Origin of the sequence: Sporolactobacillus laevolacticus DSM 442 (assembly GCF_000497245.1) — a bacterium.
Taxonomy (GTDB): domain Bacteria; phylum Bacillota; class Bacilli; order Bacillales; family Sporolactobacillaceae; genus Sporolactobacillus; species Sporolactobacillus laevolacticus.
In genome coordinates this window covers 148,342-165,729 of record NZ_AWTC01000005.1, presented here as the reverse complement: position 1 = coordinate 165,729, position 17,388 = coordinate 148,342, and the positions used below count along the sequence as shown (strand labels likewise).

Below are 17,388 nucleotides of genomic sequence, written 5' to 3'. Positions count from 1 at the left end.
GAGTCGGGAGCTGTTTTTTAGTGTGCTGATCATAATCCGTTTTACAGGAAGAAGCTGAACCATCCGCAGCAGAGCGATTTTAGTTTATCAAGTGGTGAACGGTTTTCAATTTGATCCAATGTAACAGGCATAGACAAGTTTTCAATTTCCTTTTCCAGTTTCTGAAGTGCATGCCGGATAAGTACAGGATCATCAGTAAAACCGGATAGTTCGTCGTTCCAAAATAAACTGCGCTGGTCAAAGTTTGCTGTGCCGATATAGCATAGTTTTCGGTCAACAACAAAGATCTTCGAATGATAAAAGCCTTGATAAAAATGGAACAACCGGGCACCTTTTTGAACAAGCGGTTTTAGATACAAAAATGATGCAGGCTGCACTAATATGTGGTCTTTTTTCTTTGGTAAAAGGATGGTCAGCTTGATACCGCAGCTCAACCGATCCATGAGCGCATCCATCAGTTTCTTGCTTGGCACGAAATAAGGGGATCCGATCACGATGGAAACTTTGGCGCTACTTAATTTTTCAACGAAATAATCTTCAATCTGCTTGCCGTCAGTTGCAATCAATGTCAATTGCGACGGACCTTTCTCAACTGTTGGAAAATAGGTCTCGTTATTCATCAAATCACTTTTAGTGGCTGTCTTCCAGTCTTCGAGAAACTGGCGCTGCAGTTCATGAACGCTTTCACCGAGTAGCTTTATGTGATTATCATGCCACGCTCCTCTTTCTGGCCGACGGCCGATATAATCTCGGCTTACATTAAAACCGCCAAAATACCCGATCTCGCCATCAATAACCATAATTTTTCGGTGGTTACGACGGTTCAGGTAGTAGAAGGTGAACGGAAAAGTGACTTTTCCTGAAAAAGCGAGGTTGACACCGGCTTTAGCTAATTCCGCTCTTTTTTTTCGCAAGCCTAAGCCGGTAAGGCTATCGACAAGCAACCGGACTTCGACGCCCTCACCTGCCTTCTTTTTCAGCAACTGCAACCATTCGTTTCCGATTTCATCGGCAGTAAAGATAAAGAAGGAAAGATGAATGTGGTGCCTGGCATGACTGATACTTTGTTTCATATCCTCAAAAAGCTCATGGCCGTTCGTGAAATAATGGAAATGGTTAAAACCTGCTACCGGTTTGCGATCAGGATTAAGCGGATGTTTGGCTTTTTGTCCTGAGAAGATATCGACCAAAATGGCTACAGGGATTAAAATGGCAAGCGCCAGAATAATGAATAGTGTGTTGAATACAAGGTGCATCACATGTCCTCCGATCGGATAGGCCTGCATAATGATTGTCTTGTTCATAATATATCCCATTTTCGCGAATGTATCTTGAATGGATTATCTTTAGCTGATCATTAGAGTGGTAAAAAAATGAATAAAAAAGATTGAACCACTATTTTCTTGTACAAATAAGCATGTATAAAATATAAGAGAGTAGCGGTACCTAGTATAAGTGTAACGAAAGAGGAACTTCGACTAACTTCGCTTACGTCCTGTAAGCAACGTCGAAGTCACCACATCCTGTGGAAGCTCAGCCTGCGCGAGGCTTGGTTTCACCAATTTTTTCTTTATCTAGACTTGATTTTAATCCATGAACGGATTATTGTATTTAATGTATAACTTTACAATGAGTCTTAGTGTGCGTTTTTCCAAACGTTTCTTGGTACAGGTTACCAAATGCGTTTTTTGGATAAAAGATTTACGGATTTTTTCTTGGTATGCGGATATCCGGCATAATGGCAAGATTCCGTCGGCCGCACCTAGGCATTTTTTGGCGAGAGTATTGATAAAGGGAAAGGATGTTTCCATTGACAGAACACACGGTTGAAAAAGCAAAAGTTGATCAATTCTACGATATATTGTCCCAAGGCAAAGACCCGAAAACCTTCTATGAACTGACGGACATGGTTTATAAAGAAGGCGAAATTGAAGCAGATGGCGGCGAGTCGTTAGCGCGACTGTATACAACGCTTATCCTTGACGGTCGTTTTCTGAGCGTCGGGCATAATCTTTGGGCATTGCGTAACTGGTATCCACTGGAACAGCGTGAAGATGATGTTGCCAAAACACTGGGCGACTCTCATCACAAGAAACACAAAGTTGCAGACGATGGATTCGATGATTATGAAGATATCGATGATGAAGATGTTCTTGATCAGGACGACGAAGATGAAAATGATGATGAAGACATCAATGACGACGATGATTATGAAGATGATGATGTTCAACGAATCAAGAGAAACGCTGTCATTGACGACGAAGAAGAATAAGTTTGGCGATTTTTGCATGCATCATCTAAACCTGACAAAAACAGGTCTATTTTTCCTAAATCGTGCTCTTGATTCAGCCGTTTAAGTTTGTTAGAATTGCAAAGGGCGATAAATAGAATCGAATTTTGAAGCAAAAGCGAGCCCTCCGAAAGGGGAGCGTACCGCTTTTGCTTTTTTACAAAAAAAGGCAAGAAAAACGGGTCGAATCCGGTCGATTGACCACGAATGGCGATCCTTTGCCATGATCACTCATGTCTGTGCAATAAGCTTGGCTTTGTCAATTTTTCTAAAGGCTGTGTTTAAATATAATGTTGCTTTTTTTATAAAAACGAAGCCGCCTGAGTGCGAGACGCCTGCGGGATTGCGAGCCAGGGGAGACCCCGCAGACAAATGTCATGTCCGAGGAGGCTCCCGGATCGCCCGCGGCAAGCGAGCACCGGAAGCTGCGGCTAGTGGTAAAAAACAACAGCAATTTAACAAAGCCTTTCAAAAAGGGGGAAAACAACAAGGATGACGAAGTACATTTTTGTGACCGGAGGCGTGGTTTCGTCTCTAGGAAAAGGAATTACTGCAGCGTCGCTTGGACGGCTTTTGAAAAACCGTGGTTTAAAAGTGACTATTCAGAAGTTTGATCCATACATTAACGTGGATCCCGGAACGATGAGTCCGTATCAGCACGGAGAAGTGTTTGTCACCGATGACGGAGCTGAGACCGACCTCGATCTTGGCCACTATGAACGGTTCATTGATATTAACCTGAACAAGAACAGCAACGTGACAACCGGAAAAATCTATTCCACTGTTCTGAAGAGGGAACGTCGTGGTGATTATTTGGGAGGGACCGTGCAGGTCATTCCTCATATCACCAATGAAATCAAGGATCGCGTCTTCCGCGCAGGGAAAACCACGGGTGCAGATGTGGTCATTACGGAAATCGGCGGTACAGTTGGTGATATTGAGAGTCTCCCGTTCCTAGAAGCGATTCGCCAGATTAAGAGTGATGTCGGCGTGAATAATGTCTTGTACATCCACTGTACATTGATCCCTTATATTAAAGCCGCCGGTGAAATGAAAACGAAGCCGACGCAGCACAGCGTTAAGGAATTGCGCAGCTTGGGTATTCAGCCGAATGTCATTGTTGTGCGTACAGAACTTCCTGTGTCCGAAGAAATGAAAGCAAAGCTTGCCCTCTTCTGTGATATTGATAAAGAGGCGGTCATTGAATGTCGTGATGCAGAAACACTCTATCAGGTTCCCCTGCAGCTTCAGAATCAGCATTTGGATGATATTGTTTGCGAAAAGCTTGATTTGCCTAAGGGTGAAGCGGATATGAGCCAGTGGCATGATCTGGTGGACAAGGTCCTTCATCCGAAAAAGCACGTAAAAATCGGTTTAGTCGGCAAGTATGTTGAACTTCAGGATGCGTATATTTCCGTTGTCGAAGCACTCAAGCATGGTGGATACAGCTTTGATACGGAAGTGAAGGTCCAATATATCAATTCTGAAGATCTGCTGCCGGAGAATGTTGAGGATCAATTGAAGGATTGCCAGGGAATCATTGTTCCCGGTGGTTTTGGAGATCGAGGTATTGAAGGGAAAATTCTGGCCATTCAATATGCACGCGAACATAAAGTGCCATTCTTCGGTATTTGCCTTGGCATGCAGTTGGCCACAATTGAATTTGCCCGCCATGTGCTGGGCTTGGATGGTGCGGATTCTGCAGAGTTCAATCAAGATGCGGACGAGGCGATTATCGATCTCCTTCCAGAACAATTGGATGTTGAAGATTTAGGCGGCACACTACGATTAGGACTCTATCCGTGTAAAATCACTAAAGATACGAAGGTGTTTGACGCGTATGATGAAGAAATTATTTATCAACGTCATCGCCATCGTTATGAATTCAACAACCAGTACCGCCAAAATATGGCGGAGCAAGGCATGGTTTTCTCGGGACTTAGTCCGGACAATCGTCTAGTTGAAATGATCGAGCTGAAAGATCATCCGTGGTTTGTGGCTTGCCAGTTCCACCCGGAATTCAAGTCTCGTCCGACACGGCCAGAACCATTGTTCCACGATTTCATTAAGGCATCTCTTGAAAATGAATAATGATTTGCTCTGAAAATGGAGCTGCGATAATAGAAATAAGAAGACCGGTGGTGAATCCAACTACCGGTCTTCTTATTTCTATATTCATCAATTAAGAAGGAATATCATTTCAAATTATAGAAGTCTAATGCGTAAAACCTTCTATGCTGTATGAGCAGATATTTGAGAAAGAGGGCAATATAATGAATAATGAAGTTGCTGAAGCAGCAGAACGTGCGACAAAGATCATGGTCGTCGATGATCAGGCAGGCATAAGAATGCTGCTTGAAGAAGTGTTTAAAAAGGAAGGCTACAGCATATTGACAGCGTCTAACGGCAACCAGGCACTAGAAATTATAGAAGAAAATAATGTGGATCTGGTATTGCTGGACATGAAAATTCCGGGGATGAGTGGACTTGAGATTCTCAAAAAAATAAAAAAAGTGAAACCGGATCTAAAAGTGATGGTGATGACTGCTTATGGCGAAAGCGACATTGTTAAGGAAGCATTGCGGAACGGCGCCATGTCGCATTTCTCAAAGCCTTTTGATCTTCACGAGTTAATCACATCTGTAGAAAAAGAATGTCCTCAAAACGAATGTGATCGATGATATCGTAAGACAGTATCTTTTCGGTGCGCAGACAAAGACACCTCTCGACGGTTTATGCTATAATGCTAAAAGAATGTTTGATTGTTTAGATCTTTGATATTTTTCTTAGAAGTTCAGTTTTTTTATTTCTTATCAGGACATTTATTTGTTGATGTACATATAATGGTTTAGCCCGTTTGTTTTCACAAGTGAGGTTTACAGAATAGGCGCTTACTAATTGATGTAAAGGAAAAGGAAGTATTCTGACCATGGATAAATTACTTATTGAAGGCGGCACTACCTTAAGTGGTACTGTTCAAATAAGCGGAGCGAAAAATAGTGCTGTCGCGTTGATTCCGGCCACCATTCTTGCTGATTCACCAGTTACCATTGACCAGCTTCCCGATATTTCAGATGTGCGCACGCTCTGTAAGTTATTGCGTGAAGTTGGCGGTACGGTATCCTTTGATGATCATACGTTCGTTGTCGATCCAAGAAATATGGTGGACATGCCGCTTCCGAACGGATCAGTGAAACGATTGCGAGCTTCTTATTATTTAATGGGAGCGATGCTCGGCAGGTTCCGCAAAGCGGTAATCGGCCTTCCAGGCGGATGCAACTTGGGTCCGCGTCCAATTGACCAGCATATTAAGGGATTTGAGGCACTTGGCGCGAAAGTGACGAACGAGCAGGGGGCCATTTACTTGCGCGCGGACGATTTGCACGGGGCTCGCATTTATCTAGATGTTGTCAGCGTTGGCGCCACCATTAACATTATGCTTGCTGCTGTGAAAGCAGAGGGTCAGACCATTATTGAGAATGCAGCGAAAGAACCGGAAATTATCGATGTTGCCACACTTCTGACCAGCATGGGCGCAAAAATTAAGGGAGCCGGGACAGATGTTATTCGTATTGAAGGCGTTGAGCATCTCCATGGGTGCAGGCACATGATTATTCCTGACCGTATTGAGGCAGGAACATTCATGATTATAGGCGCAGCCAGGGGCGATAATCTTTTGATTGACAACGTGATTCCCCAACATGTTGAATCACTGACAGCGAAACTTAGGGAAATGGGCGCCGATATACAAGTCGGTGAAGATCAGATTCTCATTTCGAGAAGTGTTGCTCAGTTGAAAAGTGCGGATGTGAAGACACTTGTATATCCAGGGTTTCCGACAGATCTCCAGCAGCCGTTGACCAGCTTGCTTACACAGGCAGAAGGAACCAGCATCATTACGGATACCATTTACGGCGCCCGTTTTAAACATATCGATGAACTTCGCCGGATGGGTGCAAACGTGAAGGTGGAAGGACGTTCGGCTATATTGAGCGGCCCGACTCACCTCGAAGGCGCAAAAGTGCGGGCAACTGATCTGCGAGCCGGCGCTTCACTTGTTATTGCCGGTCTGATGGCAGCAGGAATTACCGAAATTGCCGGTGTTGAACATATTGATCGAGGATACGACCATATTATGGAGAAACTGCAAAAGATTGGCGCGACGATTTGGCGTGAACCCATGCTTGAAGAAGAAGCCAGAGACAGCATAAAAGAGCAGGAATAACCGTAACGCGGATCCGTATAAGAGCACCTTTGCTTTTATGCGGATCCGTTTGTATCTGCTTAGGGACATTATCTTGCTCTTTTATAGAAGGCTATGTTTAAATCTAATGTTCGGATTAAATGGCCGGACATACTGGAAACGTCTGTTAAACCCCACCCATAGACCAAGTTTCTAATAATAGTTGATTAAAAGGGCATAATATGCTAATAATGAGATAGAATTATTTATAACGATAAGAAAAAAATATTGCATGCAGTTGTTTTTGAAAGGTCATTATTTTTCTCAAACTGTGCCTTTATTCGTGAAGGATTTGAAATCGCTCGGATTATCGTGTCGCGCTCTTTCAACTTAATTCCTCCCCTCCCTCAGATGCACAGTTCTGTGCAATTTCCGGCTTTGATTACGAAAAAAAGAACAAAAGATACAGCTCTATACAAGTGTGCCTTTATATAGAAACTAATGATAAATTAAAAAAGTGTGGTGCGATAATGCCGATAACATTAGCAGAATTGGAAAATATGAAACTTAAAGAATTATACGAGCACGCCAAAGAATATAAAGTGTCGTATTATAGCAAGCTCAATAAACGCGAATTGATTTTCTCAATTTTGAAAAAACAAGCCGAAAAAGATGGTCTATCGCTCATGGAAGGTGTATTGGAAATTATTCCGACTGAGGGATTTGGTTTCCTGCGCCCGATCAATTATTCACCAAGTTCTGAAGACATCTACATTTCCGCTTCACAGATTCGCCGTTTTGATCTACGTAATGGGGACAAGGTTACGGGGAAAGTACGTCCACCAAAGGAAAATGAGCGCTATTTTGGTTTGCTCCGGGTTGAAGCTGTCAATGGAGAAAACCCAGATGTAGCTAAGGAACGGGTGCATTTTCCTGCACTTACACCGCTCTACCCAAACAGGCACATGGTTCTTGAAACGACGAGAGAACATTTTTCGACCCGGATTATTGATATGATCTCCCCGGTCGGCTTTGGACAAAGAGGGATGATTGTTGCGCCTCCAAAAGCCGGTAAGACCACGTTGCTGAAAGAGATCGCCAACAGCATCACCGTCAATTATCCTGAAGTTGAATTAATTGTTCTACTTGTTGATGAGCGTCCGGAAGAAGTAACGGATATTGAACGCTCGGTTAAGGGTGATGTCGTTAGTTCAACGTTCGATGAGGTCCCGGAAAATCATGTTAAAGTGTCCGAGCTTGTTCTTGAACGGGCGATGCGCTTAGTAGAACATAAGCGAGATGTTGTTATCCTAATGGATAGCCTCACCCGTCTGGCACGAGCTTACAACCTGGTCATTCCGCCAAGTGGGCGAACATTGTCCGGTGGTATTGATCCCGCTGCTTTTCACAAACCGAAAAAATTCTTTGGTGCTGCTCGAAACATCGAGGAAGGCGGAAGCCTAACAATCCTTGCAACTGCCTTAGTTGACACAGGATCACGTATGGACGATGTGATTTACGAAGAATTTAAAGGTACCGGAAACATGGAATTGCATCTTGATCGCCGTCTCGCTGAACGTCGTGTATTCCCTGCCATTGACATTCGCCGTTCCAGCACTCGTAAGGAAGAATTGCTTGTGGATCAGGATCATCTGGATAAGCTTTGGACGATGCGCAAGACCATGGATGAATCACAGGAATTTGTAGAACATTTTTATAAACGTATTAAAGACACGAAAACCAATCAGGAATTTTTCGACCTTTTTGAGAAGGAGAAAAAGGGCGGCGTACAGGTTAAATAATTTGGGATTGACGGAAGCCTCAATAGTTATATGCCAAAAGGAAGATTTGCAAGGGAAAATGCTGCTTGCAAACCCGCTATTGTCCTGATATAATACTCGTTGTGCGTTATGCACAACGGGTGAGTTCAAAAGGGAGGACAAAAAGGGCCGAGAAGATCAAGGAAACGCAGTTTCGAGCACCGGAGCGTATACACAAAATACGTGAGGAGCGGAGAAACAAGTTGACGCAGAGATTCGACAGCAATTTTTCCCGGACATTTTGAACATCCTCTATCAAACTCTGGTTTGAGAGAATAATCAGGGCAAAGGAGATGAATGAGATGAAAGCAGGCATCCATCCTGACTATCACAAAGTTGTATTTATGGACGCAAGTACCGGTTTTAAATTTTTGAGCGGTTCAACGAAGACATCGAATCAAACGGTTCAATGGGAAGACGGAAACGAATATCCATTGATTACAGTCGAAATTAGTTCCGATTCGCATCCATTCTATACAGGCCGTCAGAAATTTGCAGACAAAGGCGGACGTGTCGATCGGTTTAAACAGAAATATAATCTTAAATAAGATTTATTTGAAGTCCAGACAGAAAACGGCATTTCCGGTGCAATGCAAAAGTGGTGCGGAATTGGCCGTTTTTGTTTTACCTAGGACAGGCTTTTTTATATATTGAACACCGCAGGCAGGACATTCTGCCTGCTTTTTAACAACTTGAAACCATCATGGAAAGATGGAAATCATGAGAGGGCGAACGAGTGATGGCTCAACTTTTCTTTAAATACGGTGCAATGAACAGCGGAAAATCAATTGAGATAATCAAGGTTGCACATAATTATGAGGAACAAGGGAAATCGGTCCTTTTGTTTACATCGGGCGTTGATAATCGAGATGAAGTGGGCTCGATTTCCAGTAGGATTGGGTTTAAACGACGTGCGGTCCCAATCTTTGAGACGACCGATATGTATGAGATGGTCAGTAACTATCACCCACGTCCGCATTGCGTGCTTATTGATGAAGTTCAATTTTTATCAAAGGAACATGTTCTCCAACTTGCAAAGATTGTTGATCAATTGCATATTCCGGTAATGGGATTTGGCTTAAAAAATGACTTTCGCAATGAGTTGTTTGAGGGCAGCAAATACATGCTTCTCTACGCTGATAAAATTGAAGAGATGAAGACAATTTGTTGGTTCTGCGAGCGGAAGGCAATCATGAACCTTCGAATTGACAGTAACGGAAAGCCAGTATATACCGGTGATCAAATTCAGATTGGCGGTAATGAGAGTTATTATCCGGTCTGTCGGCACTGTTACAGCCATCCGCCTATCTAATGCTTGCTGTATGTTTTTGACCCTATAAAGATTGCTATAATATAATAAATAATTGGAATGAGATGCGGACTGAGAAGGTTTTTTGCAATTAAGATGGGGTGGATAAGATGTTTGAACGTTTGCAGTCCATGGACGAACGCTATGAAAAACTGAACCAGCTCCTTGCTGATCCGGATGTCATCAGTGATCCGGTGAAACTGCGCAAGTATTCAAAGGAACAGTCGGATTTACAAGAAATTGTTGCAGTTTACCGTAATTATAAACAAACTGAGTCAGAATTGGCAGACGCCAAGACGATGCTTGAAGATTCGCTGGATGACAGTATGAGGGACATGGTGAATGATGAGATCAGCCGATTGGAGCATGAGCAGTCGGCACTTGAAGTAGAACTCAAGCAGCTGCTGATTCCTAAAGATCCGAATGATGAACGAAACGTGATTCTTGAGGTACGTGGTGCTGCTGGAGGCGATGAGGCAGCGCTTTTTGCCGGTACCCTTTTTCGAATGTATTCGCGTTTTGCCGAACAACAGGGCTGGAAGACGGAGGTCATTGATGCAAACCCTAATGAAATCGGCGGGTATAAAGAAATTGTCTGCATGATCTCTGGGAAGGGTGCTTTCTCGAAGCTGAAGTATGAAAACGGTGCACATCGTGTGCAAAGAGTGCCTGAGACGGAATCAGGCGGCCGTATTCATTCGTCTACCGCAACGGTTGCGGTTCTTCCTGAGACTCAGGAAGTCGAGTTTGAATTGAATGAGAAGGAAATCCGTGTCGACCGTTTTGCCTCAAGCGGACCAGGCGGACAAAGCGTAAACACGACAATGTCTGCAATTAGGCTGACCCATATTCCAACAGGGATTGTTGTATCGTGCCAGGAAGAACGTTCGCAGATTAAGAATAAGGAAAAAGCGATGAAAGTATTACGTGCACGTGTTTTTGACAAATACCAGAAAGAAGCACAGGCGGAATACGATTCAACGAGAAAATCAGCGGTTGGAACGGGTGATCGTTCGGAACGCATTCGTACTTATAATTTTTCTCAAAATCGTGTTACTGACCATCGGATCGGATTGACGATTCATCAATTAGACCAAGTACTGAATGGAAAACTGGATGAGATCATTCATGCGTTAATCTTAAATGATCAAGCCAAAAAAATGGAACAGGCGGATGCCCGGTGACAGAAAAAAGGTACGAATTATTAAATTGGGCATCTGCATTGTTAAAAGCACATCATCGCGATACAAATATTGGTGAAATTCTTCTTTGTGAGCGGTTACAGATCTCGCGGACAGCTCTTCTTGCAGGTCTTAGAGAACCGGTTTCGGATCAGGATGCGTCATGGGTCCGTGAATGTGTTTCCGATCATGTGTATCATGGCACTCCGGTTCAATATATGATTGGTTCTGCCCCCTTTTACGGGCGGTCATTCAAAGTTACCCCCGATGTGCTTATTCCGCGTCAGGAAACGGAGGAGCTTGTATGGCGCGTTGGCCAATGGGCAGACCGTTATTTTTCAAATCAAAAGCAGCTAGCGGTTTGTGACATTGGGACAGGAAGCGGAGCAATAGCAGTAACACTCGCGCTGGAACATCCGGAATGGCACGTAACTGCAGTTGATGTTTCAGCAAAGGCTTTAGATGTGGCAAGACAAAATGCTGCGTTACTTGGCGCGAAGGTTAACTTCCGTCAAGGCGATTTGCTGGAACCGTTAAATGGCGAATCTTTTGATCTGCTTGTTTCAAATCCGCCTTATATTACCAGTCAGGAAATGGATCGTTTGGATGATACGGTAAGTCATTTTGAGCCTCATCTTGCTTTGTTTGGAGGAGAGGACGGCCTGGATTTTTACCGGCGCATCATCAACGATTTACCGCTGATCTTTGGTCAGTCACCTTATTTTATTGCAGCTTTTGAAATCGGGGCATATCAGGGCAAAGCAGTGAAGGAACTGATACACAGCGCTTTTCCTCACCATATTGAATCTCTGTCCATTGAAAAAGATATAGCCGGATATGATCGCAATGTGCTGGCTGTGCTTCGAAAACCAGCATTGTAATAATTTACATGAACATGTTTAGATTAATGCTTTCCTGACCACAATGTGTGGTAAGGAGGCGGGCATAATGAAAAAGCCATTGATGTTAATGCTCTTATTATCTATTAATCTAGCAGTTGTTTTCTTTTTCTGGCAATACAGCACAACGAAAGCGGATCAAAAGGGACCGATCCCGCAAGATGCCATTCGGCTGCGCATCCTCGCTAATAGTGATTCGCTCGCTGATCAGACGGTTAAGCGGCAAGTCCGGGATGCAGTGAATGCCAATATTACACGCTGGGTGCAACGCTTGAAAACGACAGATCAGGCAAAGCAGGTTATTCGCTCGCATATGCCTGAAATTCGCCGGACCATTGACCAGACTCTTCGCAAAGCACATGCAGACAGTGCGTTTAAAGTAAAACTCGGGAAAGCGGATTTTCCAACAAAAATGTATGGTAATTTCGTTTATCCAGCGGGTAAATATGATGCATTAGTTGTTACGTTGGGTGACGGCAGAGGTGCCAATTGGTGGTGCGTGCTTTTCCCACCGCTCTGTTTCTTAGATTTTTCTAATAGCGAGGCCGTCGCTAATCCGAATGCGGCTGCAAAGACTGAAACAGCCCCACAAAGTGCTGAAAAGACGGCAGATACAGGAACTCAAGTTAATCAGCAGCCAAAGCAGGAGACTCCAGAACAACCCGCTGCTAAAGCAGATAAAGTGGAAGTTCATTCGTTTATCGCTGACTTTTTCTCTAAAGTTTGGCACTCCATTGCAGGTTAAAGACGTTGCAAGCTGATTAAGTGAATGGTATGGTGTATACGGAAGCGATGCAAGGTCGGCGAAAAAACGGCCTTATTCGAATGGATGAACGAATAGATAGAAAAAAGGGGAATTTTTTATGGTAGAGACGCAAGTATGGCGAGTAGATCCTGATGCCCCCGATCTTGAACATGCACCACAGATTATCGCTGCGGCGGAAAAACTGGCACAAGGTGAAATCGTCGCCTTTCCTACCGAAACGGTATACGGTTTAGGCGGGAATGCCAAATTACAAGATTCTGTTCGGAAAATTTATGAAGCCAAAGGGCGACCGAGCGACAATCCATTGATTGTTCATGTTGCAACCTTGGAACAGGTGCGCGACATCTGTACTGAGATTCACCCAATTGCCCAAAAACTGATTGATACATTCTGGCCTGGGCCATTGACTTTAGTCCTGCCCTCACGCGGGGAAGTGTCCAATGCAGTTACTGCAGGATTGTCCACAGTTGCGGTACGCATGCCGAGTCATCCTGTTGCAAGAGCACTAATCTTGGCATCCAATCTGCCTATTGCTGCTCCTTCGGCCAACCGGTCAGGCAGGCCGAGCCCGACAAGAGCGGATCATGTATTTCATGATTTGGACGGAAGCATCGCAGGAATTCTAGATGGTGGTGAGACGGGAGTTGGCGTTGAATCTACGGTTGTAGATTGTACGACAACACCTATTACCATTCTGCGTCCTGGCGGTATTTCGAAAGAGCAATTGATTGAAGCAGTTGGAGCTGTAGCGGAAGATCCAGGACTGACACGCTCTGATCAGGCGCCAAAGGCACCAGGTATGAAATATAAGCATTACGCGCCGGAAGCAACGATGTATCTTGTTCCCGCAGGTAAAGATAGAATTAGTGAATTGATTGCTTTCGAGAAAAACAATGACAGGCGAATCGGTGTACTAACAACAGAAGAAAATCGCGACAGTTATCCTGAGGCTGATGTTGTACTTGTTTGCGGCAGACGCAGTGAACCGGAGACCGTGGCACATAATCTGTTTGATGTGCTTCGCCATTTTGATCAGAAAAAAGTGGATGCCATTTATAGTGAAACTTTTTCGGAAGACGGCATAGGCAAGGCGATCATGAATCGTCTATCGAAGGCCGCCGGAGGACGAGTGATTGAGTGATCTTCTGTGAATGATCACGAAGATCATTCGCAAGTATGATCCGTTTATTAAGAACATGAAAATATTATTTGAAGAAGAGCTGGGAGGTGCTGACTCCCGGTTCTTTTTTATTGCTATAGAACCGAATTAATTGAAAGTTAGACCGAAAGTGAGTAAAGTTATACCGAAATCCAAAGGTAATACCGAATGGGGAACAAAAGTGAAACCGGAACCTGAAAATCTAGTACTCTCTGTCATTCGCTTCAAAACAATCGTAGAAGTTTTTTAACTATAGGTTCTAGATTAATCCCTCTAGCTAAACTCTTTTTTATTCATGGCTATAACCTTCTATTCTTCAAGGGACGTGCATAGATTGTCCGTATGGACAAGAAGGAGGAACGGACATGGCTGCGGATCTGATTAACCAGGGATTGGCACTCTGCGTGATGGCTATTGCTTTGGGCATGGATGCTTTTTCAGTGTGCGTAGGGATGGGAATGACTGTCTTTCGGTTGAGAAAGGCAGCTTGGGCCAGCATGTGGATCGGACTTTTTCATCTATTCATGCCGCTTCTTGGTATGACATTAGGACAGATGTTGTCTGGTCGATTTGGAGAGATAGCGGAGATGGCCGGCGGATTGCTTCTGCTTCTCATTGGATTTCAAATGATTCTTTCCGTTGCCAAACATAATCAAGTCAGATCTGACCTCGCGTATTCATCGGATACCAGCCTTCTATTGTTTGCCGTCAGTGTCAGCATTGACAGTTTCTCTGTTGGGCTCAGTATGGGGTTGTTTGGCGCAAAAATGCTGGCGGCTGTTTTTATGTTTGGAATCACGAGCATGATTATGGCTTGGCTCGGTTTTTACATTGGAAGAAAAACTGGACGCTATTTTGGACGTTATGGTGAAGCGTTAGGCGGCATTATCCTATTTTTCCTGGGATTAAAACTCCTTCTGCATTTTCATATGTAGTCAAAGAACATCAATATCGTCAATTATTCCCGACTGTTTTTCACAAATAGTGTTCATGTCCAATTATTCGTCATTATATTTCCCGGGTAATTGTCACATAGACGGTCTGTCTGACAAAAAGTGTTGGTATCAGTGAATCATTCGTCTTTCAACTGAGCAACCTGCTATAATAGACAGGTAAAATAGTGTCGGAATATGCTTTTGTAGGAAGGATCAGATCATGGAAGAATTGGATCAGAAAATTGTTGAAGCAGTCAGCAGGGCACTTAATGATCTTGAACAGGCGATGCCATTTAATGACCGGAAGCTGCTCGTTGTCGGCTGTAGTACGAGTGAAGTCAGCGGAAAAAGTATTGGAACGTCAGGTTCAATGAATGCAGCGGCTTCAATTTTCGCCGCACTAAAAAAATGCCATGAACAGACCGGAGTCCATTTTGCTTTTCAATGCTGTGAACATTTAAATCGGGCACTTGTCATCGACCGGGCTGTAGCAGAGCATCGCGGCTATGATGAAGTGACCGTAAGACCGATTCGTCATGCGGGCGGGGCGATGGCTACGTATGCCTATGAACATATGGTGGATCCGGTTATCGTTGAATTTATCCGCGCTGATGGCGGTTTGGATATTGGTGACACATTAATTGGCATGCATCTCAAACATGTTGCAGTTCCGGTGAGGAGTGAAATCCGCGAGATCGGACACGCACATTTGGTGATGGCGAGAACGCGTCCGAAACTGATTGGCGGCGAGCGGGCAATCTATCCTGAAAAAGAGAGAATAAGGCAAATTTAATCATAATTGGGGCTGTCTCAATAGTCGTAAAATCGACTGACGAGACAGCCCTTTTAGTTTCATCGGTATTCGAGAACAAGCATATCCCAATACAGAAGTGAGGGAACAGTTGCGAACAATTTGCCGTTTTTTTGATGGAATGGGATCGCAATAGGAACCCCGTTGCGATAATCTGGAGAGGCCATCCACATTTTTTCAACAGGTTTAGACTCATCAATCGTAAAATTCAGTGCTCTTCGCTCTTGTGGTGCAGCCTGAGAACCGTCTGTATCTCGCCATTTCATTGAGTTTGCGTCAAGAAAATTGATCAGGTGAATCATTTTATGATGAGGTTTTGTTTTAGCGAAAGCCCAAATATGGTTCTGTTCAGGGGTGTCTGATATAGGCAGCTGTTCTTCGGAATGAAGTGCCGCTTCGCTGTCCTTTGTTCCATCCCTCAGCAGATTTTCATAGGCGGTCAGAAAATCATAATAGTGGGTCAACTTATTTGTTAAGCCACGAGACATTGATAGGTTAGCATTTGGAAAATACTCTTTTGAAAGCATGTGCTCGCCAAGCTCAATATGATCGCCTCCGGAAGCGAAAATGACACTATCAGTCAGCAAAATGCCAGGTTCGTTAAACGTTCCGGATTGATCGGCTTTCTTGTAATCCATGTATGCAGCAAGTACAGTATTTTTCTTATCCGAAGAGAGGTTGTTGTTCTCATCGATCACCTGTTTCAGATCTTGATAATTTGGACGGGTATTGTCCCAAACCTCCGTATACAGGAAGTTGACGCCGGACGAAGCGATGCTCCCCTGGCCAAACTGTCCAACGGCATTCATCACCAGGTCTTTGTTTGGATCGGCCGCTTTGATTTTGTTCAAGAACGGTCCGAAACTATCCGAAAGCGATACGGACTGTCCATTTTCATCATAAACATTACCGCGATCGCCAAGCTGGTCAACATGCCAGCCATCAAAGGGCAGGTATCGATAAATGATCTTCTGCTGATTGATCAGATAGTCCTGCCATCCGGGATTCGCCGGATTCATCAGGTAGATGTCGCTTTTCCATCCTGACGGAAGAGGATTGACGTCTACTTGATCATGGTTCTGATCCTTGAAAAGAAACCAATCTCGCTTTGTCCCATCTTGCTCGGACTGTGCAAGTGCTCCATAAATTAAGTTATAGGACATGCCTTTCATTTGACGGTGATGGGCAGCACTGATATAAGATCGGATCGTTTTTTCTTCAATTGGACGATTGGCGATATCCGTCCATGTGGAGGATAGCTTTCCATCTTTTACCGTTAGCGGTTGATGATGTTTCTCGCTCCAATCGTAAAATTGAAGACCATTAATATGATAGCGATTCAATTGTGATATATTATGCTGGATTTCGCTTTGCGGCATTTTGGGGAAATTGCTAAGAAATCCGTAACGCGGGAATTTGCTCCAGTCGCGTGACACGTCAACAGCGATGGTTTCAGTTTGAACCTTCCCTGATGCCGTTACTGAGACAGTGGCTAAATAGCCCCTGCCATTTGTCTTTGGGGGCTGCCATGTCCATTTAACATGATTTGCGTTCGGGAGCGTCTTCGTTTGTTCGCCAATTTTTTTATCTAAATGATAATAACGAACGTGTAATTTAATTGATTTCCCTTTTGTGTTAAGAGAGAAAGCTACTTTTTGTCCCGGAACGTAAACTGATCGATCTGTAGCAAGCGATGAAAAAACTTGACTGCTCCTTCTGAGCTGCGACACTTTTTTCTGCGCGTGCCAACTGTACGGGACGACAATAGCAACAGCGACTATAAAAAGCAGGGTAAGAACGATAATATATTTTGTTCGCATGAAAACAACACCTCGGAGAGAAATCGCGTATTTAGAATTCGCTGGCTGTCAAACTTTATGCGGTTTTACGGATGAAACTTATTAAAGAACGTTTAGTATAAGATGAATAGACTGCTATTTTCAAGGGACTAAATGACGAAATGAAAAACGGATGGTAAAATATAGAAATTATCTACCTATTTCTGAAAGAGCACATTAAGGTTGCAACACTAATT

Annotated in this window: 15 protein-coding genes; 13 read left to right on the top strand and 2 right to left on the bottom strand. The window is 43.8% G+C overall.

Annotation, left to right across the window (positions count from 1 at the left end; all coding sequences use genetic code 11):
* Positions 1-41: 41 nt before the first annotated feature.
* Positions 42-1,304 carry a phospholipase D-like domain-containing protein gene (locus P343_RS26085; protein WP_023509719.1) on the bottom strand — a complete coding sequence of 421 codons (1,263 nt, stop codon included), beginning with the start codon at positions 1,302-1,304 and terminating at the stop codon, positions 42-44.
* Between the two features lie 506 nt (positions 1,305-1,810).
* Here P343_RS26085 and rpoE point away from each other — a divergent pair.
* The 13 genes from rpoE (at position 1,811) to P343_RS26015 (ending at position 15,335) form a co-directional block, all read left to right on the top strand.
* The gene (gene rpoE, locus P343_RS26080) at positions 1,811-2,272 is read left to right on the top strand and encodes a DNA-directed RNA polymerase subunit delta (protein ID WP_023509718.1); all 462 of its coding nucleotides are present in this window, start codon (positions 1,811-1,813) and stop codon (positions 2,270-2,272) included.
* Positions 2,273-2,782: 510 nt separating this feature from the next.
* Complete coding sequence (locus tag P343_RS26070; RefSeq protein ID WP_023509716.1) at positions 2,783-4,381, top strand: CTP synthase; 1,599 nt, start codon at positions 2,783-2,785, stop codon at positions 4,379-4,381.
* 182 nt (positions 4,382-4,563) lie between these two features.
* Positions 4,564-4,971, top strand: a complete 408-nt coding sequence (locus P343_RS26065) for a response regulator (RefSeq protein WP_023509715.1) — start codon at positions 4,564-4,566, stop codon at positions 4,969-4,971.
* Positions 4,972-5,219: 248 nt separating this feature from the next.
* Entirely contained in the window at positions 5,220-6,515 is a 1,296-nt protein-coding gene (locus tag P343_RS26060) for a UDP-N-acetylglucosamine 1-carboxyvinyltransferase (RefSeq protein WP_023509714.1), read from the top strand.
* A gap of 488 nt (positions 6,516-7,003) precedes the next feature.
* Complete coding sequence (rho, locus tag P343_RS26055; protein ID WP_023509712.1) at positions 7,004-8,275, top strand: transcription termination factor Rho; 1,272 nt, start codon at positions 7,004-7,006, stop codon at positions 8,273-8,275.
* Positions 8,276-8,595: 320 nt separating this feature from the next.
* Positions 8,596-8,841 (top strand): type B 50S ribosomal protein L31, encoded by a 246-nt coding sequence (locus tag P343_RS26050; protein ID WP_023509711.1) that lies wholly within the window; start codon positions 8,596-8,598, stop codon positions 8,839-8,841.
* A 191-nt stretch (positions 8,842-9,032) separates the two neighbouring features.
* Entirely contained in the window at positions 9,033-9,605 is a 573-nt protein-coding gene (locus P343_RS26045; RefSeq protein WP_023509710.1) for a thymidine kinase, read from the top strand.
* Between the two features lie 107 nt (positions 9,606-9,712).
* Positions 9,713-10,786 (top strand): peptide chain release factor 1, encoded by a 1,074-nt coding sequence (gene prfA, locus P343_RS26040; RefSeq protein WP_023509709.1) that lies wholly within the window; start codon positions 9,713-9,715, stop codon positions 10,784-10,786.
* Entirely contained in the window at positions 10,783-11,664 is an 882-nt protein-coding gene (gene prmC, locus P343_RS26035; protein ID WP_023509708.1) for a peptide chain release factor N(5)-glutamine methyltransferase, read from the top strand. The genes prfA and prmC overlap by 4 nt, the downstream gene beginning before the upstream one ends.
* Positions 11,665-11,731: 67 nt before the next feature.
* Positions 11,732-12,427 (top strand): stage II sporulation protein R, encoded by a 696-nt coding sequence (gene spoIIR, locus P343_RS26030; protein WP_023509707.1) that lies wholly within the window; start codon positions 11,732-11,734, stop codon positions 12,425-12,427.
* A 118-nt stretch (positions 12,428-12,545) separates the two neighbouring features.
* A complete protein-coding gene (locus tag P343_RS26025; RefSeq protein ID WP_023509706.1) occupies positions 12,546-13,589 on the top strand; it encodes an L-threonylcarbamoyladenylate synthase in 1,044 nt (347 codons plus the stop codon).
* Between the two features lie 383 nt (positions 13,590-13,972).
* Complete coding sequence (locus tag P343_RS26020) at positions 13,973-14,542, top strand: manganese efflux pump MntP (protein ID WP_023509704.1); 570 nt, start codon at positions 13,973-13,975, stop codon at positions 14,540-14,542.
* 220 nt (positions 14,543-14,762) lie between these two features.
* Positions 14,763-15,335 (top strand): TIGR01440 family protein, encoded by a 573-nt coding sequence (locus P343_RS26015; protein ID WP_023509703.1) that lies wholly within the window; start codon positions 14,763-14,765, stop codon positions 15,333-15,335.
* 59 nt (positions 15,336-15,394) lie between these two features.
* Here P343_RS26015 and P343_RS26010 read toward each other — a convergent pair whose 3' ends face one another.
* Positions 15,395-17,173, bottom strand: a complete 1,779-nt coding sequence (locus P343_RS26010; protein ID WP_023509702.1) for a glycoside hydrolase family 66 protein — start codon at positions 17,171-17,173, stop codon at positions 15,395-15,397.
* Positions 17,174-17,388: the final 215 nt, after the last annotated feature.